This is a genomic window from Pseudomonas sp. NPDC089996 (genome assembly GCF_044748405.1).
Classification (GTDB): Bacteria; Pseudomonadota; Gammaproteobacteria; order Pseudomonadales; family Pseudomonadaceae; genus Aquipseudomonas.
Genome location: NZ_JBIVGA010000002.1, coordinates 355,730 through 378,161 on the forward strand (window position 1 = coordinate 355,730; position 22,432 = coordinate 378,161).

General features: G+C 64.0%; 15 protein-coding genes. 9 read left to right on the forward strand and 6 right to left on the reverse strand.

All coding sequences use genetic code 11. The features are described from left to right. Complete coding sequence (gene narI, locus ACIPW4_RS04550; RefSeq protein WP_400655203.1) at window positions 1-684, forward strand: respiratory nitrate reductase subunit gamma; 684 nt, start codon at window positions 1-3, stop codon at window positions 682-684. Between the two features lie 12 nt (window positions 685-696). Then, on the forward strand, window positions 697-1,479 hold the full coding sequence (locus tag ACIPW4_RS04555; protein WP_400655205.1) for a peptidylprolyl isomerase: 783 nt from the start codon (window positions 697-699) through the stop codon (window positions 1,477-1,479). Window positions 1,480-1,700: 221 nt separating this feature from the next. Here the strand turns inward: ACIPW4_RS04555 and ACIPW4_RS04560 are convergent, their stop codons facing one another. From ACIPW4_RS04560 to gtdA, 5 genes are all read right to left on the reverse strand, one after another. Continuing rightward, window positions 1,701-2,894, reverse strand: coding sequence for a 3-hydroxybenzoate 6-monooxygenase (locus ACIPW4_RS04560; protein WP_400655207.1), 1,194 nt, complete (start codon window positions 2,892-2,894; stop codon window positions 1,701-1,703). A 37-nt stretch (window positions 2,895-2,931) separates the two neighbouring features. Further along, the gene (gene maiA / locus ACIPW4_RS04565) at window positions 2,932-3,573 is read right to left on the reverse strand and encodes a maleylacetoacetate isomerase (RefSeq protein WP_400655209.1); all 642 of its coding nucleotides are present in this window, start codon (window positions 3,571-3,573) and stop codon (window positions 2,932-2,934) included. 18 nt (window positions 3,574-3,591) lie between these two features. Next, a complete protein-coding gene (locus ACIPW4_RS04570) occupies window positions 3,592-4,938 on the reverse strand; it encodes an MFS transporter (RefSeq protein WP_400655210.1) in 1,347 nt (448 codons plus the stop codon). Between the two features lie 82 nt (window positions 4,939-5,020). Then, window positions 5,021-5,719, reverse strand: a complete 699-nt coding sequence (locus tag ACIPW4_RS04575; RefSeq protein ID WP_400655213.1) for a fumarylacetoacetate hydrolase family protein — start codon at window positions 5,717-5,719, stop codon at window positions 5,021-5,023. A gap of 17 nt (window positions 5,720-5,736) precedes the next feature. Beyond that, window positions 5,737-6,792 carry a gentisate 1,2-dioxygenase gene (gene gtdA / locus ACIPW4_RS04580; RefSeq protein WP_400655214.1) on the reverse strand — a complete coding sequence of 352 codons (1,056 nt, stop codon included), beginning with the start codon at window positions 6,790-6,792 and terminating at the stop codon, window positions 5,737-5,739. Between the two features lie 140 nt (window positions 6,793-6,932). Between gtdA and ACIPW4_RS04585 the strand changes: the two genes are divergently transcribed. The 4 genes from ACIPW4_RS04585 (at window position 6,933) to ACIPW4_RS04600 (ending at window position 14,123) form a co-directional block, all read left to right on the forward strand. Continuing rightward, window positions 6,933-7,859, forward strand: a complete 927-nt coding sequence (locus tag ACIPW4_RS04585; protein WP_400655216.1) for a LysR substrate-binding domain-containing protein — start codon at window positions 6,933-6,935, stop codon at window positions 7,857-7,859. Between the two features lie 182 nt (window positions 7,860-8,041). Beyond that, on the forward strand, window positions 8,042-10,108 hold the full coding sequence (gene treS / locus ACIPW4_RS04590) for a maltose alpha-D-glucosyltransferase (RefSeq protein ID WP_400655217.1): 2,067 nt from the start codon (window positions 8,042-8,044) through the stop codon (window positions 10,106-10,108). Between the two features lie 171 nt (window positions 10,109-10,279). Beyond that, window positions 10,280-13,264, forward strand: a complete 2,985-nt coding sequence (locus ACIPW4_RS04595; RefSeq protein ID WP_400655219.1) for an autotransporter domain-containing protein — start codon at window positions 10,280-10,282, stop codon at window positions 13,262-13,264. Between the two features lie 232 nt (window positions 13,265-13,496). Beyond that, complete coding sequence (locus tag ACIPW4_RS04600; protein WP_400655221.1) at window positions 13,497-14,123, forward strand: riboflavin synthase subunit alpha; 627 nt, start codon at window positions 13,497-13,499, stop codon at window positions 14,121-14,123. Window positions 14,124-14,126: 3 nt separating this feature from the next. Here the strand turns inward: ACIPW4_RS04600 and proP are convergent, their stop codons facing one another. After that, a complete protein-coding gene (proP, locus tag ACIPW4_RS04605) occupies window positions 14,127-15,629 on the reverse strand; it encodes a glycine betaine/L-proline transporter ProP (RefSeq protein ID WP_400655222.1) in 1,503 nt (500 codons plus the stop codon). 354 nt (window positions 15,630-15,983) lie between these two features. On the opposite strand from proP, the gene ACIPW4_RS04610 reads away from it, so the two are divergent. The 3 genes from ACIPW4_RS04610 to leuS all read left to right on the forward strand — a co-directional run bounded on the left by ACIPW4_RS04610 (window position 15,984) and on the right by leuS (window position 22,373). Beyond that, window positions 15,984-17,303 carry an NAD(P)/FAD-dependent oxidoreductase gene (locus ACIPW4_RS04610; protein WP_400655223.1) on the forward strand — a complete coding sequence of 440 codons (1,320 nt, stop codon included), beginning with the start codon at window positions 15,984-15,986 and terminating at the stop codon, window positions 17,301-17,303. 48 nt (window positions 17,304-17,351) lie between these two features. After that, entirely contained in the window at window positions 17,352-18,686 is a 1,335-nt protein-coding gene (locus ACIPW4_RS04615) for an MFS transporter (RefSeq protein ID WP_400655226.1), read from the forward strand. A 1,092-nt stretch (window positions 18,687-19,778) separates the two neighbouring features. Continuing rightward, on the forward strand, window positions 19,779-22,373 hold the full coding sequence (gene leuS / locus ACIPW4_RS04620; RefSeq protein WP_400655228.1) for a leucine--tRNA ligase: 2,595 nt from the start codon (window positions 19,779-19,781) through the stop codon (window positions 22,371-22,373). The last annotated feature ends 59 nt before the right edge of the window (window positions 22,374-22,432 follow it).

The window sequence follows — 22,432 nt, forward strand, 5'->3', positions numbered from 1 at the left end:
ATGTTCGAGGAATATCTGCTTCACCTGATCTACGGCTACTACCCCTACCTGGCCGGCACCGTATTCCTGCTCGGCAGCCTGTTCCGCTTTGACCACGGGCAGTACACCTGGAAGACCGGCTCCAGCCAGATGCTGTCGAGCAAGCACATGCGCCTGGCCAGCAACCTGTTCCACATCGGCATCCTGATCATCTTCTTCGGCCACCTGTTCGGCCTGCTGACCCCGCACTGGGTGTACGGGCCGTTCCTCTCGGCCGGCCACAAGCAACTGCTGGCCATCGTCATCGGCGGTTTCGCCGGTGTGCTGTGCGTGATCGGCGGCGCCATGCTGCTCTGGCGCCGGCTGTTCAACCCACGGGTGCAGGCGTCGTCGAGCTTCATGGACAACGCGATCCTGATCCTGCTGCTGTTGCAGGCCTGTCTGGGGCTGGTGACCATCTTCTTCTCCTACGGCCACCTGGACGGCACCATGATGCTGACCCTGGCCAACTGGGCACAGGCCATTGTGCTGTTCAGCGGTGACGCAGCCACCTACCTCAACGATGCGCCGATCATCTTCAAGCTGCACATCTTCCTGGGCCTGACCATCATCCTGCTGTTTCCCTTCACCCGGCTGGTGCACGTGTGGAGCATTCCCCTGGGGTACCTCGGGCGCAATTACCAGATCGTCCGGCGGCGTAGCTGAGGAGTAGCGAGCATGGAAAGAATCGCAGTCGAGAACCTGCCCGAAGGCCCGGCGGTGGTGATCCGCGTGGGCGATACGTTGCTCAGCGAGGCGGATATCGCCAAGGAAACCCCGTTTCACCCCTCTGCCTCTTTGCTCGAAGCCCAGCGCAGCGCCGCCCGGGCGCTGGTGATACGCGAACTGCTGGACCAGCGTGCGGCGATGCTGGGGCTGCAAACCGGGGATGAAGGAACGGCCCGACTGCTGGAAAGCGAGCTGAACGTACCGGAGGCGAACGCCGCTGACTGCCTGCGCTATTTCGACAGCCACCACGAGCGCTTCTGCCAGCCAGCGCGGATGAGGGTGCGGCATATCCTGCTGCCTGCGGCCCCGGAGGATGCCCGCGCTCGGGATGCCCACTATCGCCTGGGCGAGCAGCTGCTGGCAGAGCTGGGCGAACACCCGGAGCGCTTCACCGAGCTGGCCCAGCGTCATTCGGCCTGCCCCTCGAAGGACCAGGGTGGCGAGCTGGGCTGGCTGAGTTCGGGGCAGACCGTGGCCGAGCTGGACCAGGTGATGCAGCGGTTGCCGGTTGGGCTGCATGACCGGCCGCTGGCATCGCGCTATGGGTGGCATGTGCTGTGCGTCGATGAACGGATCGAGCGCAGGCAGTTGCCTTATGGGCAGGTTGCCGAGCGAGTGGCGCAGTGTTTGCGTGAAGAGGCAACGCGCAGGGCATTGCGCGAGTACCTGCTGGCGCTGGAGGCGGAGTTCGGGGTCGAGGGGTTCAGCCTTGAGGATCCAGCTTCGTCGTAACCTGTACCGGCCCTTTCGCGGGCGCGCCACTTTGAAGACTTGCGCGGTATCTGTAGGAGCGGCCTTGCGTCGCGAAAGGGCCGCAGCGCGGCCCCGGCAATTCATGCGGCGAAGCTGAAGAACTGGGGGCGCTTCGCACCCCTTTCGCGACGCAAGGCCGCTCCCGCAGGCCGCTGCCACAGGCCGCTCGCACAAAATGCTTTTGCGGGCCCGGCCTGGTATCAGTGCTTCAGGCAGGTATCGACATTCCAGCCATACAACCACTGCACCGCATCCTGGAACTGCGCCTGTGAGCGCCCTGCCCACAGCTGATTACGCACCAGCCGCTCGACACCCTTGGCGTGGTACAGCCGGCCCATCTCCCGCGCCGACCACAACACCCGCGCCGTGCGCGGAATGCGAACCGACTCGTACAGGCGGAACGCCGCCTGCAGGTCATGCTCGCAAGCCTTCACCGCCTGCCCCAGAACCACGGCATCCTCCAGCGCCATGCAGGCGCCCTGGGCCAGGTACTGGGTCATCGGGTGGGCAGCGTCGCCGAGCAGCGTCGCCCGGCCCTCGCCCCACTGCTCCACCGGGTCGCGGTCGGCGGTGGCCCAGCGGCGCCACGAGGTTGGCCGGTCGAGCATCTGCCGTGGGCGCTCATGGATGCCCTCGAAGTACGACAGCACTTCGTCCTTGCTGCCATCGGTAACGCCCCACTGCTCCTCGTTGCGGCTATGGAAGGTCACCACCAGGTTGTACTGCTGGCCGCCGCGCAGCGGGTAATGCACCAGGTGACAACGCGGGCCGGCCCACAGCATCGGGGCGTTGACGCGCAGGTCTTCGGGCATGTTCGCGACATCCACCACAGCACGGTACACCACATGCCCGGTCACCCGTGCCGGGTCGCCGACCATGCGCTCGCGGATTACCGACTTGACCCCGTCGCAGCCGATCACGGCATCGGCCTGGTAGCGGTTGCCCTTGCTGTCGGTCAGGGTCACGCCGTGGTCGTCCATCTCCATGCCGGCAATGTGCGTGGAGGTCTGGAAGCGGATCAGCGGGTTCTCGCGCACCGCTTCGAGAATCGACAGGTGGATGTCGGCGCGGTGAATCACGCCATAGGGGTTGCCGAAGCGCTGGCGGAAACCCTCGCCCACTTCGATACGCCCGACTTCGTGAGCATCGATGGCGTCCATCATGATCAGATGGTCGGTGAACACCGAACGGTTGCGCGCGGCGTTGCCAACGCCCAGGGCATCCAGCGCCGCGTAGGCGTTGGGGCCGAGCTGGATGCCGGCGCCGATCTCGCCGATGTGGTCGGCCTGCTCCAGCAGCAGTACCTGGATGCCCTGAGCGGTCAAGGCCTGGGCAGCGGCAAGGCCGCCGATGCCACCACCGACGATGATGATTTTTTGTTGTCTGGCAGTCATGGTTCGGTTCTCCGTGCAGGTGCGGGGCCTGCGTTTCTTATTGAATGAAATCGGGTTGGCGGCCGGGGGCGGCACGCTGGAAGGCCGGCTGGGCCTGGCAGTGCTCGTACACCGCCATGACCCGTGGGTAGGCCTGCAGATCGCAGCCCATGCGCTCGGCATTGGCCACCTGCGGTACCAGGCAGCAATCGGCCAGGGTCGCCTGCGCACCGAAGCAGTACGGGCCAGCGCCGTAGCGTTGCAGCAAGGCTTCGAGCGCGGCCAGGCCTTCGGCCACCCAGTGCGCGTACCAGCGGGCCTTGGCTTCGGCGCTGACTTCGAGCTCACGCTGCAGGTAGCCCAGCACGCGCACGTTGTTCAGCGGGTGGATGTCACAGGCGATCAGTTGCGCGACCTCCAGCACCCGAGCCCGCAACAGTGGTTCGCTGGGCAGCAGCGGCGCCTGCGGGTAGCGCGCGTCGAGGTAGTCGATGATCGCCAGCGACTGGGTCAGGCTGACGCCATCGTCGCCGACCAGCACCGGCACACCGCCGATCGGGCTGAGTTCGCGGTGCTGCGCCTGGCGCTGTTCGCCGGTGCGCAGGTTGACACCGCGGTAGTTCACCTCCAGGCCCTTGAGCGCCAGGGCGATGCGCACCCGGTACGAGGTGGAGCTGTTGAAGAAGCTGTAGAGCTGCATGGCAGTAGTCCTGCTCGATCAGAGCGTGATGTGGGTGTTGGCGGGCAGCGCGGCAGCCGGCCGCACGCCTTTGAAGAAAATCGCCGCCGCAGCCAGCACGGCAGGCAGCATCAGCACACCGAACAGCGCCTCGAACGACAGCCCGGCATCCATCAGCAAGGCACCGCCGAAAGTGCCGCATACCGAGCCGATGCGCCCCACTCCGTGGGCCCAGCTGACGCCCGTGGCGCGGCTGCTGGTGGGGTAGAAAGCGGCGGCCAGGGCGTTGGCACCGACCTGCGAGCCGCTGATGCAGAAGCCCATGCCGGCCACGCTCAGGCCCAACAGCGCATAGTTGCCATGACACTGGCCGATGGCGAACAGGCAGCCGGCGCCGCCGAGCAAGGCCAGCACCAGCACATGGTGCGGATCGAAGCGGTCCATGGCTGCGCCCAGGCACAGCGCGCCGAGGGTGCCGCCGATCTGGAACAGCGCGCTGATCAGCGCCGCCTGGCTCAGGCTCAGCCCGGTGTCCTTGACCAGCAGCGGCAGCCAGTTGGTCATGCCGTAGATGATCAGCAGGCTCATGAAGAAGGCCAGCCACAGCGCCAGGGTGCCGCGGCGCAGGGGCGCTGCGAGAATCTGCCGCACCGGCGAATGCCCCTCGGCCACCTCATCGATGCGCAGCCCCCGGCAACTTGCCGGCAATGCACCGATGCGCCGCAGAATGGCCAACGCCTTATCGGGCTTGCGTCGCGCCAGGAAGCGCACCGATTCAGGCAGCGCCAGCAGCAGCACCGGCAGCAGAGCCAGCGGCAGCACGCCGCCCAGGGCCAGCACGCTGCGCCAGCCGAACAACGGCAACAGCTGTGCAGCAACCACCCCGCCCAGGGCCGAACCGAGGGTGAAGCCGCAGAACATGCCGGTGACCATCAGGGAGCGGCGCCGTTGCGGGCAGTATTCCGACGTCAGGGTGATGGCATTGGGCATCGCCCCGCCCAGCCCCAGGCCGGTAAGCAGGCGCAGCAGGGCCAGGCTGTGCAGGTCCTGGGCGAACGCGGCGGCCAGGCTGAAGAGACCGAAGCAGGCCACCGACCACAGCAGCACACGCTTGCGGCCGAAGCGGTCGGCCAAGGGCCCGGCCATGAACGCGCCCAGCATCAGGCCGATCAGCGCGGCACCGAGCACCGGGCCGAGTTCGGCGGCACCGATCTGCCAATGCTCGCGCAGCGCCGGGGCAATGAAACCGATGGCGGCCGTGTCCAGGCCATCGATCGCCGTGACCAGGAAACACAGCAACAGGATGCGCCACTGGAAGCGGGCAACCGGCTGGCTGTCGATGAAGGCTTGTACATCCACAGTGTTGTTTTTGTCGGTGGAAGACATGAGCGAAACCTCCGGGCCGGCGCACAGGCGCGGGCCACGTGTAAAACCGGGAGGAAGGGCCGGCCACGCCGGCCCAGGGCAATCAGATGACGCGCACCTGCAGCTCGCCCAGGCCATCGACGCCACCGACCATCAGCTCCCCGGCCACGACCGGGCCGACACCTTCGGGGGTGCCGGTCATGATCAGGTCACCGGGCTGCAGCTCGAAGAAGCGCGACAGGTAGGCGATGGTTTCCGGCACCGACCAGATCAGCTTGTCGATGTCGCTGCGCTGGCGGTCCTGGCCATCGACCTGCAGCCAGATGGTCGCCTGGGCCGGATGGCCGACCTGGCTGGCCGGGTGCAGCGGGGCGATTGGTGCGGAGGCGTCGAATGCCTTGCCGATTTCCCACGGGCGGCCCATTTCGCGCATCTTCATCTGCAGGTCGCGACGGGTCATGTCCAGGCCCACGGCATAGCCGAACACGTGCTCGTTGGCCTGCTCCAGCGGGATGTTGCGCCCGCCTTTGCCGATGGCGGCGACCAGTTCGATCTCGTAGTGGTAGTTGCGGGTTTCGGCCGGGTACGGCAATTCCAGGGTCTGGCCGTCGGCCACCGGGACCACGGCATCGGCCGGCTTGCAGAAGAAGAACGGCGGCTCGCGGTCCGGGTCGAAGCCCATTTCGCGGGCATGCGCGGCGTAGTTGCGGCCCACGCAGTACACGCGGCGTACCGGGAAGCGCTGGTCGCTGCCGGCAATCGGCAGGCTGGTGGTGGCGGCTGGTTCGAACAGGTAAGTCATGGCAGAGGGTCCTTGGATCAATGGTGTTCGCGGGCTTCGCGCAGCAGCCCGAGGGCCTCCTGCACGGGCCGGTCGGAATAGCTGAACAGCACGCACTCGTCGTCGGCCTGCAGGCTCAGCGGCGCCCAGCTCGGCACCACGAAGGTGTCCTTGGGCTCGAAATGGAAGGTCTGCCCGCCGATGATGGCGCGGCCACGCCCCTCGACCACCGAGTACACGGTGGCGTCGGTGCAGCGTGCGGTCTTGCCGACGAAGCCCCGTGGCAGCAGTTGCATGCAGGTGCCGATGGTCGGCATGGCCCAGCCACCGGTGGCCGGGTTGACGTAGCGCAGCTTGACGCCGTCCCAGGCATCCACCTCGCCCTGGCGTTCGAGGGTGGCCAGCGCCTCGCGAGTGCGGGCGTAGGGGTAGCTGAAGATCGGCGACGTCCCGTCGTGCACTTCGTGGCGCACGGGCAGCATGTTGGCGCCATAGCGGGCCAGGCTGTTGCCCTCCGGGCGGCTGACCGGCTGCACGGCTTCGGGGTAGTTCTCGGCGAAACCGGCGCCGTAGAAGCGCACAGTGGGGATGTCCAGGCCATCGAGCCAGATCACCGGCTCACCGCCTTGCTCGGCACTGGGGTTGCCGTGGTCGTGCCAGGTCCAGGACGGGGTGATGATGAAGTCGCCCGGGTGCATGGTGGTGCGCTCGCCGTCCACGGCGGTATAGGCGCCTTTGCCTTCGACCACGAAGCGCAGCGCCGACTGGCTGTGGCGGTGGCTGGGGGCGATCTCGCCCGGCAGGATCAGCTGCAGGCCGGCGTACAGGCTGGGGGTGATCGAAGCCTGCCCCCGTATGCCGGGGTTTTCCAGCACCAGCACTCGGCGCACGGCCTCTTCGGCGCTGATCAGCTGGCCGGCCTCCATCAGATACGGGCGCACTTCGCTGAAGCGCCACAGCGCGGGCACGCATGGCGTGGTGGGCTGGGTCGGCACCAGGTTGTGCAACTGCTCCCACAGCGGGAACAGTGCCTGGGTGTCGATGCGTTGATAGAACTCGGCGCGGGCCGTGCCGATGTTGTCGTTGTTATTCATCGCTTCACCTGTGGTGGGCTGTGAAGGGGCTGATGGCAGTGGCAGCGCCCCCGTGTGGCGTCGATTAAACGCCCGCCTGACATACAAAAAAAATGATATTTTCGTATGCAGCCATACGATAAAGATGATGGGAGATCGCCATGCACTGGACCCGCCGCCTGCGCCCGCGCCACCTGCAACTGCTGGTGACGCTGGCCGAAACCGGCAACCTCAGCGACACCGCACGGCAGGCCTACACCACCCAGCCAGGGCTGTCGAAGTTCCTCAAGGAGCTCGAAGAAGACGCCGGTGCCCTGCTGTTCGAGCGTCACGCCCGCGGCTTGCGGCCGACTGCCGAAGGCACCCTGCTGGTCAACCACGCGCGGCGCATCCTCAGCGAGATGGAGCGGGCACAGAGCAACCTGGATGCCCTGCGTGAAGGCAACACACCGAACGTCGCCATCGGTACGTCACCGGCCTCGGCGCCGAGCCTGGTGCCCGATGCCATCCTGTACTTCTTGGAAAAACACCCGAAAGCGCAGGTATCCCTGCAGGAAAACACCATGAACGTGTTGCTCGAACGCCTGCAGCTCGGCCAGTTGGACGTGGTGGTCGGGCGTGTCGACAACTACCAGCCAAGCCAGGCCCTGCACAGCGAAATGCTGTTCCGCGAGCCAATGCAGGTGGTCGCCCGCCCCGACCACCCGCTGGCCGAACGCAAAGGCCTGGGCTGGGATGACCTGTACCAGTACGACTGGCTGCTGTGGCCGCCGGCCACGCCCATCCGCAACCGCCTCGACACCGCCCTGAGCAATGCCGGGCGCAAGCCGCTGCCCTGCCGGATCGAATCGTCTTCGTTGATGGCCAACCTGTGGTTGATGCAGAACAGCGACATGTTGTCGGTGGCTTCCGGGCGGGTGGCCGAGCATTTTCATGGGCGCGGCTTGCTGCGCCGGCTGGATTTCGAGCTGGAGGCGGAAGGCTCGATCGGCATGTGCTGGCGCGATGAGCCGCATATCGAGGGGGCGGTGCTGGATTTGCTGGAAAGCTTGCGCGAGGCGGCCCGCTCGCCCATTCGCAAGCCTTGATCGGTGTTGGCCCCTTCGCGGGCTCGCCCGCTCCCACAGGTACCGCGCAGCCCTCAAACCTTGTTGGGGACTTGTGGGAGCGGGCAAGCCCGCGAAGAAGCCAGCGCTATGCTCAAGCCGAACGATCCGCCCGCAATGCCGTCATAACTTGGGCCGGTGCCGCCACGCAAAGAGGACGCGAAATGACCCAGCCCGACCCGTCATACCTGAAATGGCTCGAAGACCGCTCGATGCTCAAGGCTTCGCAGGAGCGCGCCAGGCTGTACTCCGGCCAGTCCCGCCTGTGGCAGAACCCTTACGCCGAAGCCCAGCCCCGCCGCGCCACCGAAATCGCCTCGGTATGGCTGACCGTCTACCCCGACGCGATCATTGCCCCTGAAGGCTGCTCGGTGTTGTCTGCCCTCGGTCACGAAGCGTTGTGGAAGCGCCTGTCGGAGATCGGCGTGCAGGGCATCCACACCGGCCCCATCAAACAGGCTGGCGGTGTGCGCGGGCGGGAGTTCACCCCAAGCATCGACGGCAACTTCGACCGCATCAGCTTCGACATCGACCCGCTCTACGGCAATGAGCAGGAGCTGGTGCAGATGAGCCGCATGGCGGCCGCGCACAATGCCGTGACCATCGACGACCTGATCCCCTCGCACACCGGCAAGGGCGCCGACTTCCGCCTGGCCGAGCTGGCCCACGGCGCCTACCCTGGGCTCTTTCATATGGTCGAGATCCGCGAGGAGGACTGGCCACTGCTGCCTGAAGTGCCCGACGGCCGCGATGCGGTCAACCTGGCGCCAGCGCTGTGCGATGAGCTGAAACTGCGCCATTACATCGTCGGCCAGCTGCAGCGGGTGATCTTCTTCGAGCCCGGGGTCAAGGAAACCGACTGGAGCGCCACCGCGCCGATCACTGGCGCCGATGGCAAGACCCGGCGCTGGGTTTACCTGCACTACTTCAAGGAAGGCCAGCCGTCACTGAACTGGCTCGACCCCAGCTTCGCCGCCCAGCAGATGATCATCGGCGATGCCCTGCATGCGCTGGACTGCCTGGGTGCCCGCGGCCTGCGCCTGGACGCCAACGGTTTTCTCGGCGTGGAAACCCGCGCCAGTGGCAGCGCCTGGTCCGAAAGCCACCCGCTGTCGATCGTCGGCAACCAGCTGATCGGCGGCATGATCCGCAAGGCCGGCGGTTTCAGCTTCCAGGAGCTGAACCTGACCCTCGACGACATCGCCCAGATGTCCAAGGGCGGTGCCGACCTGTCCTACGACTTCATCACCCGCCCCGCCTACCAGCATGCACTGCTGACCGGCGACACCGAATTCCTGCGCCTGATGCTCAAGGAGATGCACGCCTTCGGCATCGACCCGGCGTCGTTGATCCACGCCCTGCAGAACCACGACGAACTGACCGTCGAACTGGTGCACTTCTGGACCCTGCACGCCCACGACATGTACCTGTACAAGGGCCAGACCCTGCCCGGCGGCATCCTCCGTGAGCACATCCGCGAGGAAATCTACGAGCGGCTGTCGGGTGAGCACGCGCCCTACAACCTGCGCTTCGTCACCAACGGCATCGCCTGCACCACCGCCAGCCTGATCACCGCGGCGCTGGGCCTGCGTGACATCGAGCAGCTCAGCCCGGCAGACATCGCCCTGGTGCAGAAGGTGCACCTGCTGCTGGTGATGTACAACGCCATGCAACCGGGCGTGGTCGCGCTGTCCGGCTGGGACCTGGTCGGCGCCCTGCCGCTGCCCGCCGAGGCAGTGGCCGAACGCATGGTCGACGGCGATACACGCTGGATCCACCGCGGCGGCTATGACCTCGCCGGGCTCGACCCACAGGCCGAGGCATCGGTGCGTGGCATGCCGCGTGCGCGCGCGTTGTACGGCAGCCTCGATAGCCAACTGGATAACCCTGACTCGTTCGCCAGCCAGGTGAAGAAGCTACTGGCCGTGCGTCAGGCCTATGGCATCGCCACCAGCCGCCAGGTGCTGGTGCCCGAGGTCAGCAGCCCGGGCTTGCTGGTGATGGTGCACGAGCTGCCGGCCGGGCGAGGCATCCAGATCAGTGCCTTGAACTTTGGCCAGGAGATGATTGCCGAGGAACTGCAGTTGACCGGCTTCACCCCGGGGCCGGTGGTGGACATGATCAACGAGACGGTCGAAGGCGACCTGACCGAAGATGGCCGGCTGACCGTCAACCTCGACCCCTTCGAGGCGCTGTGCCTGCGCATTGTCAACAGCAGTGGGCATGTCTGAGCCTGTACCGGCCTCTTCGCGGGCACGCCCGCTCCCACAGGTACTGCGCCATACCTGTGGGAGCGGGCGTGCCCGCGAAGAGGCCGGTACAGACACAGCGAAACTTTCAATAAAACCGTAATATCGAATGGCCATATTGGGCGGCCCTGAACACTAACCCATGGTCGCCCAATGCATTTCACGCCCAACCGCCTGGCCCTGTGCATCGCACTGGCCTGTGCCGCTTTCGCCCCCGCCGCCTTTGCCAAGGACTACCTGATCGACAGCGCCAGCAGCGAGACTCTGGAGCTGAAGAAGGCCGACACCCTCACGGTAACCACCCATGGCAGCATCGTGGCCAGCGACGACGACGGCGTGATCCTGCCCAAGCACACCAGCGGCGCCACCCTCACAGTCGACAATGCCGGCATCATCCGCTCCACCGATGGCCGCGGCATCGACACCAAGGACGAAGGCGAAGACCTCAGCCACTATGTGATCAGCAACCAGGCCGGCGCGCTGATCCAGGGCAGCAACGATGGCCTGCGCTTTCAGACCAACCCCACCGCCGGGGGCAGCCTGAGCATCGTCAACGCCGGCACCATCGAGTCCACCGTCGAGGGCCAGGCCATCGACCTGGAAACCCTGAACAACCCGGCCTTCAGCACCACCCTGGTGAACCAGGCCACGGGCGTGATCCACGCGGTCGGCAACGACGCGATCAAGACCGGTTCCAATGCCACCCTCACCAACTACGGGCTGATCTACACCGACACCGCGCCGCAGGACGAAGATGGCCTCGACCAGAAATGGGACGGCATCAGGATCGGCACCTCAACCGGCGTCACCGTGTACAACCACGGCACCATCAGCGCCGACCGCCATGGCATCGACCTGAAGAGCGATGCCACCCTGTACAACTACGCTGGCGCCAGCGTGACCGGGCGCAACGGCTCGGGCTTCGGTTCCGACGGCAGCGGCACGGTGTACAACTGGGGCACCATCACCGGCGCCATCGCCGAGGGCAAGATCAACGGCGATGATGACGGGGTCGACATCGACAACATCGGCCACGTGTACAACGCGGGCACCATCCAGGGATTGGGCGCCAAGGGCGTGGACAGCGGTGGCCGGCCCAACGGCAGCGAAGGCATCGCTATGGGTGGCGGCACCGTCATCAACACCGCCACAGGCGTGATCCGCAGTGTCGACAACGGCATCCTGGTGGATGACGGCGCCGAAGGCGCCGGTGTCGCGGCAACGCGCATTACCAACGCTGGCAGGATCGAAGGCGAAAACGGTTTCGGCATCAAGCTGATCGGCGACTTTGCCGACAGCGTGATCAACAGCGGTACCATCAGCGGCGGCAATGGCCTGGCGCTGAGCATGGGCGCGGGCAACGACAGCCTGGTGGTGCAGACCGGCGGCGTGTTCAACGGCCTGGTCGATGGCGGCGACGGGGTCGACAGCGTGACCCTCGATGGCACCGGCAGCTTCGGCAACAGCGCCAATTTCGAAACGCTCAAGGTCAGCGGTGGCAGCTGGACCCTGAGCAGCATCGACGACTTCAGCCAGGGCGGCGTGGTCACCTCCGGCGCCACCTTGATCAACCAGGGCAGCATCCTCGGTGAAATGCTCATCGACCAGGGCGCGACCTATGCCGGTGGCGGCTCGGTTGGTGGCTTGCAAGTGAATGGCACGCTGCTGACCCATACCGGCCTGGGTGTGGCCACGGTCGCGGGTGACCTGAGCTTCGGCCGGGACTCGACCCTGGTCTATGGCGTCAATGCCGATGGCAGCAGCGCCCCGCTCAGCGTCAGCGGTACGGCCAGCCTCGACGGCGCCACCCTGCGCGTGCAGCCGAGCGCTGGCGAGTACCCTTGGCACAGCCATTACACCGTGCTGACGGCTGGCACGGTGACTGGCCGCTTCGGTCAGGTCACCAGCGACTATGCCTTCCTCACCCCGACCTTGAGCTATAGCAGCACCTCGGTAGGCCTGGACTACACCCGCAACGACGTGGCCTTCGAGCACTACGCGCAGTCCGCCAATGGCGCCGGTGCCGCACGCAGCCTGGCCAGCCTGGGGCAGGACAGCAACCTGTACAACGCCGTGCTCGGCACCACCACGGCAGGTGCCGGCAGCGCCATCGAGCAACTGTCCGCCAGCAACACCGCCAACCTGTCGGCCGCCACTATGGCCGGTACCAGTCAAGTCGGCAGCACCATGCTCGGTGCCATGCAGGCGATGGGCAGCAGCAGCGGCCTGCTGGTCGGCATGAACGACGCGGACGGCCCTGCCCTTGCCGCCACTGGCGTGCCCCGCGAGGCGCGCAACCTGAACGACCCGAACGCCCAGGGGCGCGTCTGGGCGCAGGCGCTGGGCAGCTACGGCAAGGTCGATGGCAGCCACGGCGCCAGCGCGCTGGAGCAGCGTACCGGCGGTGGCGTGCTGGGGGTGGACTGGGCGCTCGGCGGCGACTGGCGCCTTGGCGTGCTCGGTGGCTATTCGCGCACCCGCCTGGACAGCACCGGCCTGGACGGTGCCGTGCGCAGCTGGCACGCCGGCGTGTATGCCCAGCACCAGAGCGGCCCGCTGGCCGTGCGCCTGGGTGCGGCGTACAGCAGCCATGACGGCGACAGCAAGCGCGACGTGGCCTTCAGCGGTTTCAACGAGCGCCTCAAGGGCGACTACGATGCCGACAGCCAGCAGGCCTTCGTCGAGTTGGGTTATGCCATGGGCAGCGGCCGCCTGAGCACCGAGCCTTTCGCCAACCTCGGTTACCAGCGTTACCACCGCGACAGCTACCGCGAAAAAGGCGGTGACGCCGCGCTGGCGGTGGATGCCGATACCCAAGACAACTTCAGCAGCACCTTTGGCGTGCGCCTGGCACACCTGGGGCAGCTGGACAACGGCATGAGCCTGACACCACGGGCGACCCTGGGCTGGCGCCACACCTATGGCAGCATCGATACCCGCACGCGCCAGGCATTCATCGCCGGTGGCGATGCATTCAGTGTCGAGGGCAGTGCGATCGATCGTGACAGTCTGCTGGTCGAGGCCGGGCTGGACCTGGGGTTGAGCGCGCGGCAGACGGTTGGTCTGGGTTATAGCGGGGAGTTGGGGAGCAACAGCCGCAACCATGCGATTGTCGGGCAGTGGCAATTGAAGTTTTGATGGGCTCCACGCGATATTTGTAGGAGCGGCCTTGTGTCGCGAACGGGGTGCGAAGCGCCCCCGGGATTTCAGCTTCGCACCATGAAGTGCTGGGGCCGCTTTGCGGCCCTTTCGCGACACAAGGCCGCTCCTACAAGAGCCCGCGCGGCTTCATCACAGGCCGGTCTTGCATTTGTAGCGCTACGGGCATAGCTTCCTGATGTTTTCCCTATCTGTGCCCAGGAGCAACTTCATGTACACCGGCATCGTCCAGGCCGTCCGCCCTCTGCTTGATGTGACCACCTACCCGGGCCACAACCAGTTCACCATCGACCTCACCCCCGAACTGCTCGACGAACTGAAGATCGGCGCCAGTGTCAGTGTCGAGGGCACTTGCCTGTCGGTCACCGAAATCCATGGCAGCCAAGTGAAGTTCGACGCCATGACCGCCACCCTCGAACGCACCAACCTGGGCTTGTTCAAGGCCGGCCAGGGCGTGAACATCGAGCGTTCGGCGAAAATGAACGCCGAAGTCGGCGGTCACCTCATGGCTGGCCACATCGCCTGCACGGCCGAAGTGGTCGAGCTGTCGATCCAGGAAACCGGCGCCTTCATCAAGTTCCGCATGCCGCCCGAATGGGGCAAGTACGTATTCCCGCGCGGCTTCCTCGGGGTCAACGGCTGCAGCCTGACCGTCGCCGATGTCGAGGACAACGTGGTGACCATCAACCTGATTCCGGAAACCCTGCGCCAGACCACCTTCGCCCACTATACGGCGGGCGCGCGGCTGAACATCGAGGTCGACCACCAGACCATGGTGCTGGTGGACGTGGTGGAGCGCACGATCAAAAGCACCCTCGCCCGCGAAATGCCCCGCTGAGCCTCAATCGATGCGCGGGTGCTGCTGCGCCAGCAACTGGCGCTTGGCTTCCAGCTCGGCAATCTGCGCGTCGATGTCCTCGATCTTCTGCTCGATGTTGTCGTGGTGCTCCTGCAGCAGTTCGCGCGCTTCTTCGATGTCCGACGCTGCAGGTGCTGCGCCACGCAGCGGCTGGTTGGCGGTTTCCTTCATGGTCAGGCCGGTGACCAGGCCAACCACGGCAATCACCATCAGGTAATACGCCGGCATGTACAGGTTGCCGCTGCTTTCCACCAGCCAGGCGGCGAGGGTCGGGGTCAGGCCGGCGATCAGCACCGAAATGTTGAAGGCGCTGGCCAATGCGCTGTAGCGGATGTGCGTGGGGAACATCGCCGGCAGGGTCGAAGCCATCACGCCGATGAAGAAGTTCAGCAGCACGGCGATGATCAGCAGGCCGGCAAAGATCAGCCCGAGCGCGCCGCTATTGATCAGCATGAAGGCCGGGATGGCCAGGGCGAACAGCCCGACGCTGCCGACCATGATGAACGGGCGGCGGCCGTACTTGTCGCTCATCAGGCCGATGATCGGCTGCACGAACAGCATGCCGACCATGATCGCGATGATGATCAGCACGCCGTGGTCTTCGCTGTAGTGCAGGTTGTGTGACAGGTAGCTGGGCATGTAGGTGAGCAGCATGTAGTAGGTGACGTTGGTGGCGATCACCACGCCGATGCAGGTCACCAGGCTGCGCCAGTGCTGGGTCGCGACCTCCTTGAACGACACCTTCGGCCCCGAGGCCAGGCCCTCGCGGTCGCCCTGTTCGAGCTTTTCGACGTGCTGCTGGAACGCCGGGGTTTCCTCCAGCGCGTGGCGCAGATAAAGGCCGATGATGCCCAGCGGCAAGGCCAGGAAGAACGGCAGGCGCCAGCCCCATTCGAGGAATTGCTCTTCGCCAAGGAAGGTGGAGATCAGCACCACCACGCCGGCGCCGAGCACGAAGCCGGCGATCGAACCGAAGTCCAGCCAGCTGCCGAGAAAGCCGCGTTTGCGGTCTGGTGCGTACTCGGCGACGAAGATCGAGGCGCCGGTGTACTCCCCGCCCACCGAGAAGCCCTGGGCCATCTTGGCCAGCAACAACAGGATCGGCGCCCAGATGCCGATGCTGGCATAGGACGGGATGAGGCCGATGGCAAAGGTGCTCAGCGACATGATGATGATGGTGATCGCCAGGATCTTCTGCCGCCCGAAGCGGTCGCCCAGGGCGCCAAAGAACAGGCCGCCCAGCGGGCGTATCAGGAATGGCACCGAGAAGGTGGCCAGTGCCGCGATCATCTGCACGCTGGGGTCGGCATTGGGGAAGAACACCTTGCCTAAGGCGAAGGCGACGAAGCCATACACACCGAAGTCGAACCATTCCATGGCGTTACCCAGTGCGGCGGCGGTGATCGCCTTACGCATCTTGGCATCGTCGACGATGGTGATGTCCTTGAGGCCAATTGGCTGGACGCTTTTCTTGCGCGATTTCATGCCTGTTTCCCTGTCGCTGAAGGCTCTATGGCATCAGATACAACAGGACACTAAATAATTCAGCGCTTACAGATTTTTTCTGTCCAGGCAATGCACAGCAGTCCCCTGTAGGAGCGGCCTTGTGTCGCGAAAGGGCCGCAAAGCGGCCCCGGCCATAGCGATGATGAGGCAAAAATACTGGGGGCGCTTTGCGCCCCTTTCGCGACACAAGGCCGCTCCCACAGGGTTTTGTTGCAGACGATAAATAGTAGACAATTTGTATAATACAAATAGACAATGACAAAATGTCGCACTCGCGGACCGATATGTCACCGCGGCATGCATGCGAGCCTGATCGTTAACCGGAGTATAAAAATGCATAAAGTCACTTCGCTGCCTGGTGATGACGCCCGTCCGGGCTGGTACCACACCAGCCCCAAGCGTCAACCTCGTCCGGGCCATTCGGGTCGCAAGGAAGCGCGCTGGACCATCGTCGGCGCCGGCCTGACCGGTCTGGCAGCGGCGCGCCAGATGGCGTTGAACTTCCCCAACGAAGAGATCGTGCTGGTCGAGGCCCAGGAAGTCGGCTTCGGCTCCGCAGGCCGCAACGCCGGGTTCGCCATTGATGTGCCCCACGACATCGGCGCCAAGGACTACATCGGCGATGTCACCACCGCGACCAAGGTCCTGCGCCTGAACACCCTCGGCCAGGACTACCTGCGCGAGATCGTCGAGCGCAACGGCATCGACTGCCAGATGTCCGACTCCGGCAAGTACCAGGCAGCCGTCGGCGCCAAAGGCATCGCCATTCTCGAGGCCTACCGCAGCGGCCTGGAGAAGATCGGCTGCAGCGCCACCCTGATCGACGAGCACGACCTGCCCGCGCACATAGGCACTTCGTACTACAAGAAAGCCCTGCATATCCCTGGCACCTTGCTGCTGCAGCCATCGGCACTGGTCAAGGGCCTGGCCGACCACCTGCCGGCCAACGTCACCCTGTACGAAAATACCCCGATCACCTCGATCGACCAGGGCGAACGCATCACCCTGGTGCATGCGCGCGGCAGCATCGTCACCGACAAGCTGATCCTGGCCAACAACGGCTTCGCCTCGGCCTTCGGCTTCCTCAAGGGGCGCCTGCTGCCGACCTTCCTCTACGCCAGCCTCAGCCGCCAGCTGAGCGATGAAGAACAGGCCCGCCTGGGTGGCCAGCCGGTGTGGGGGGTGATCCCCGCGCACCCGTTCGGCAGCACAGTGCGGCGCACCGCCGACAACCGCATCCTGATCCGCAACAGCTTCAACTTCTACCCGGACGGCCGCCCGCGCGCCAATGCGCTGCAGCGCCACCTGCCGGCCCACCGCAAGTCGTTCGAGCGGCGCTTCCCGATGCTCGGCAACGTCGAGTTCGAATACTCCTGGAGCGGCGCCATCTGCCTGTCGGAAAACCACGAAGGCTTCTTCGGCCAGCTGGCCCCGAACGTGTACGGCGCCCTGTGCTGCAACGGCCTGGGCATCACCCGGGGCACCGCCACGGGCAAGCTGTTGGCCGACTGGTTGGTGGGCGAGCGTAACGAACACATCGACTTCCTGCTGGCCTCGCCCGGCCCGAACAAGACCCCACCGCAACCCTTCCTGTCGATTGGCGTGAACTCGGTGCTCAAGTGGGGCCAGTTCCGCGCCGGCCTGGAAGTCTGACCCAGCGCGCCACCAGTACCTCACATACCCACGAATCAAGAGAGAGTCATGCGTTCCACTGCCCCACCCGTCATGATCGACGACGTCGACATCAACAGCTTTCATCAACTGCTCACCCTGCGTACCGGGTTGGGCTGGGTGATGGTCGGTTACATCCTCAGCATCATCGGCGTGGCCACCCTGCCCATGTCCACCGCGCTGCAACTCGGCGGTTTCTGGCAGGGCATGATCGCCGCCATGGCCTTGCTCGGCGTATTCGCTGGCGGCTTCTTCGGTGGCTGGCTGACCGACCGCATGGGCCGGCAGAAGCTGTTCTTCGTCGCCCCGGCGATCGTCATGCTGTCGTCCCTCGCCATGCTCGTCGTCCAGGACCCGCTGACCCTGTCGCTGCTGCGCCTGTGCTGCGGCCTGGCCGTTGGTATCGAATATACGGCGGCCGGCTCGCTGCTGACCGAGTTCATCCCGCAGAAATCCCGTGGTTCGCGGCTGTCGCTGCTGACCGTGCTGTGGTTCGTCGGCGCCGCCCTGGCCTACATCGCCGGCAACTTCATGCTGGCCGACGCCGGCCCCGAGCAATGGCGCGTGGTCATGGCCAGCCCGGCGGTTATCGCCGGCCTGTTGTTGCTGGCCCGCCTGGGCACTCCGGAGTCGCCGCGCTGGCTGCTGAGCAAAGGCCGCCGCAAGGAGGCCGAACAGGTGATTCGCCAGGTCTATGGCGCGGATTTTTCGCTGCGCAACATCAGCGATGACGCCGCCACGGGCAAGGCGATGTCGTTCGTCGACGCGCTGCGCGCCGGCTACGGCAAGCGCATCTTTTTCGTGGTGATGTTTTGGGCCTGCGCGGTGATCCCGCTGTTCGCCGTTTATGCCTTCGTGCCCAAACTGTTCCAGGCACTGAAGCTGACCGGCAACCTGGCCGCCTACGGTTCGATGGGCATCACCCTGATCCTGGTGATCGGCTGCTGCGTGGCCACCTGGCTGATCAATTACCTGGGACGGCGTACCATCATCATCCACAGCTTCCTGTGGTCGGGCCTGGCCCTGCTGGGCCTGGGGCTGTTCCCGAATGCCCAGGGCTGGGTGGTGCTGTCGCTGTTCGGCGCCTATGCGCTGTTCATCGGTGGCGCCCAGGTGCTGGAATTCGTCTATCCGAACGAGCTCTTCCCCACCGAGATCCGCGCCTTCGCGGTCGGCATGGGCGCTTCGCTGGCGGCCTTCAGCTCGGCCATCGGCACCTGGCTGGTACCGATCTCGCTGGAGCAGCTCGGCATCGCCAACACGATGTTCGCGGCCACGGCGATCACCATGCTCGGCCTTGCGGTCTCGCTGGTGCTGGCACCGGAGACCAGGTCGATGAGCCTGCAGGAAGCGGCAGCGCTCTAAAGCGCGGCCTTTCGCGCATGAAAAAGCCGCTGCATTCGCAGCGGCCTTTTTGTGCCACATGCATCAATGCAAGCCAGCATCAATCAAGGCCTCCGCCGAGCCAGATGATTAGCCGCGATATAGTCAGATGTCATGGCCGGCCGCATCAGCGCAGCGCTAGTATTGCCGACGGCGTCGGCGTGGACTCCTATGCAGCAAAGGAGCTGGCAGCCTCACAGTGCCCAGGCCCGCCAATACTACCAATTTGAAGGCTTGACGTTCATTCGCATCTCGGATGCAGGAGTGAGTGAAGCATGCCCTGCTAACGGCTTGCTGCGGCCCTAGACATCCCGAGCGGCTATCCATTCAGATCTGGCGTCCTTTGCCGGATGTGTCGACCCTCGCCTACGCACCCTTGTCCAGCGTCCCCATGCATCAGCAAGAAGGGTAGAGCTCACACAATAAGAATGGTCCAAGCTTATAGATTTTCTACCGGATGTCGTCCACGTTATCGACGGAAAGCGCCAGGCGATCATCCATTACCGACAGCACCCCTCGCAATGCATGCCAATAAATCAACATACACCTATATGGTTGCACAAACTAACTGGCCTCTATTTTTGACACCATGACGATATCCGGAGCCGCAACAACTAATTAGACTGATATTTACTCCTACACGCTTTAGCGACTTTTCCTACAATTTAATCAGACATCATTAAATACACACCGACGACCTCTCTTTACGAAGCAAAAATATTGGCTCTCACCGCGCTAAAATGAGACACACCAAAGCTTCAAGACCGTCACTCAAGCGGCCAGGATTAGATATTCGATCAATAATCACCCCGGGCATTACTATGGAAAGCTCATCGTTCCCTTCTGAAAGAAACGCTTGACATGAAAGTTAGGTCTTGGCCATATTTGGTCTCACTGGCCAACCGAGCAATCATCTCTCTTGACAGTGACCAACACTTGAAAAAACAGGTCAGTGATCTCCGCGACGAGTCCATATAGATGAGTTGCAACCGTCAGCGCACATGCAAAGACAACTTTTATCAATGCTTAACCCAAGCAAATGGAAGGCTTATGTCTGACTTGAGAGGAGCGTCTATGCGACAGCAGTATGATCCAGCCTGGGTTGAGAGCACGGTTCAAGCCAAATGGCTTCGCGATGATGTATTCAAGGCTGTCGAAGACGTAAGTCGGCCGAAATTCTATGCCTGCTCAATGCTGCCCTACCCGTCCGGGAAATTGCACATGGGCCATGTGCGCAACTACACGATCAATGACATGCTGGCCCGCCACTTAAGGATGAAGGGCTACAACGTCCTGATGCCGATGGGGTGGGACGCATTCGGCCTGCCAGCAGAAAATGCCGCCATGCAGTCGGGCGTGCCTCCAGCCGAATGGACACGGATGAACATCGCCGACATGAAATCGCAGATGCAACCGCTCGGCCTGGCGTTCGACTGGTCAAGGGAAATCGCCACCTGCGATCCGCAATATTACAAGTGGAACCAGTGGTTCTTCCTGAAACTGCTGGAAAAGGGCGTGGCCTACAAGAAAACCCAGGTCGTCAACTGGGACCCTGTCGACCAGACCGTGCTGGCCAATGAGCAAGTGGTGGATGGGCGGGGTTGGCGATCCGGGGCGCTGGTGGAAAAACGCGAGATTCCCGGCTACTACCTGCGTATCACGCAGTATGGCGAAGAGCTGCTGTCGGCCATCGATACCCTGGACGGCTGGCCGGATATGGTTCGCAGCATGCAGCGCAACTGGATTGGCAAGGCCAGTGGCGTGCGCCTGGCCTTCCTCCACACGATAGAAGATGCCAGCGGGCAGTTGATCGACGCGGGCAAGCTGTGGGTGTTCACCACGCGCGTCGATACGCTGATGGGTGTGACGTTTTGCGCTGTGTCCCCTGATCATCCCCTGGCAAAGCGAGCAATCGAGCTCGAAGCCGGTCTTGAATCACAGGTGCAGGTGTGCCGGCAGTCGGCACATCCCAGCCCTGCTGCCGGCGCACAGCCGAAAGTTGGCATTCCGAGCGGCTTGCATGTCGAGCATCCATTGACCGGGGAACCGGTCGCCGTCTGGATCACCAATTATGTACTCGGTGAGTATGGCGAAGGCGCCTTGATGGGGGTACCGGCCCACGATGAACGTGATTTCGACTTTGCCCGCCAGTACGGCTTGCCCGTGCGCACAGTCATCGCATTCGAAGGGGCGTCCCACGACCCTGCCGCCTGGTCGGATCTTTACGCCAGCCGGGAAGGCCGCCTGATCAACTCTGGCGAATACGATGGCCTCACGGTGGAACAGGCGTCGGTAGCGATCTTCGATGCTCTGGCCGAGCGCCAATGCGGCGAGCAAGCCACCACCTGGCGCTTGCGAGACTGGGGCATCTCCCGGCAGCGCTACTGGGGAACACCGATTCCAATCATCCATTGCGAACACTGTGGCGATGTACCGGTGCCTTATGCGGACCTGCCGGTAGTATTGCCGACAGACTGCATTCCCGACGGCAGTGGCAATCCGTTGCAGCAGCATGATGCGTTCCGCCACGTCACATGTCCGCGATGTGCCGCCCCCGCGCTTCGGGAAACGGACACCATGGATACCTTCGTCGACTCAAGCTGGTATTTCATGCGCTACTGCGACCCGGACTGCCACACCTCGATGGTCGGGCCTGGCAATCGCTACTGGATGCCCATCGACCAATACATCGGCGGTATCGAACATGCGGTGCTGCACCTGCTCTATGCCAGGTTCTGGACCAAGGCAATGCGCGACGAAGGATTGGTGGATTTCAATGAGCCGTTCAAGAACCTGTTCACCCAAGGCATGTTGCTGCGGGAGAGTTACTTTCGGAAGGCCGAAGATGGCAGCCGCCGTTGGTTCTACCCCTCCGAAGTATCGGTTAACTACGATAAGAAGGGCCGCCCGGTCAGCGCCACGGCGATCGAGGATGGTTTGCCCGTTAGCCTTGGCGGGGTGGAGAAGATGTCCAAGTCGAAAAACAACGTGGTCGAGCCCAAGGACATTATCAACCGGTTCGGCGCGGACACTGCCCGCCTGTTCACCATCTTCGCAGGGCCTCCCGACCAGAGCACGATCTGGAGCGACAGCGGAGTCGAAGGAGCTTATCGCTTCCTGCGCCGTCTCTGGAACGTTGCCGTTGACGAGAGAACTCGCTGGGATGAAGGTGGCGACGTCGCGACGGATGCCACGCAAGCCAGCCGCGTGCGTTTCGAGACCCATGGCTTGCTGCAGCAGATCAATAACGATTACGAGCGGCTGCAGTACAACACCGTCGTCTCGGGCGCAATGAAGATGCTCAAGGTGCTCGAAGGCGCCCGCGACGCTGGCCGCCAAGCCTGCCGGGAAACCCTGTCTATTCTCCTGCAGGTACTGCACCCGGTGACGCCACATATCACTCAACTACTCTGGGAAACGCTGGCATTCCCTGGCGCGATCCATGACAGTGCCTGGCCGACCCCGGACAGCGAAGCCCTGAAACAAGATGAAGTGAAGATGATGGTGCAGGTCAACGGCAAGCTGCGCGGGAAGATTCTCGTCCAAGCCGACGCCGACCATGACACGATCCGAGGTCAAGCGCTCTGCGACGCGGTATTGAGCAAGTATCTGCAAGGCGCGGTAAGAATGATCGTGGTGCCTAACCGACTGGTGAACTTCATCGTCTGACCTTGGGCCGCCCACTTAAAACCATAAAGCCGGCATTCTTTGAAAATGCCGGCTTTTTC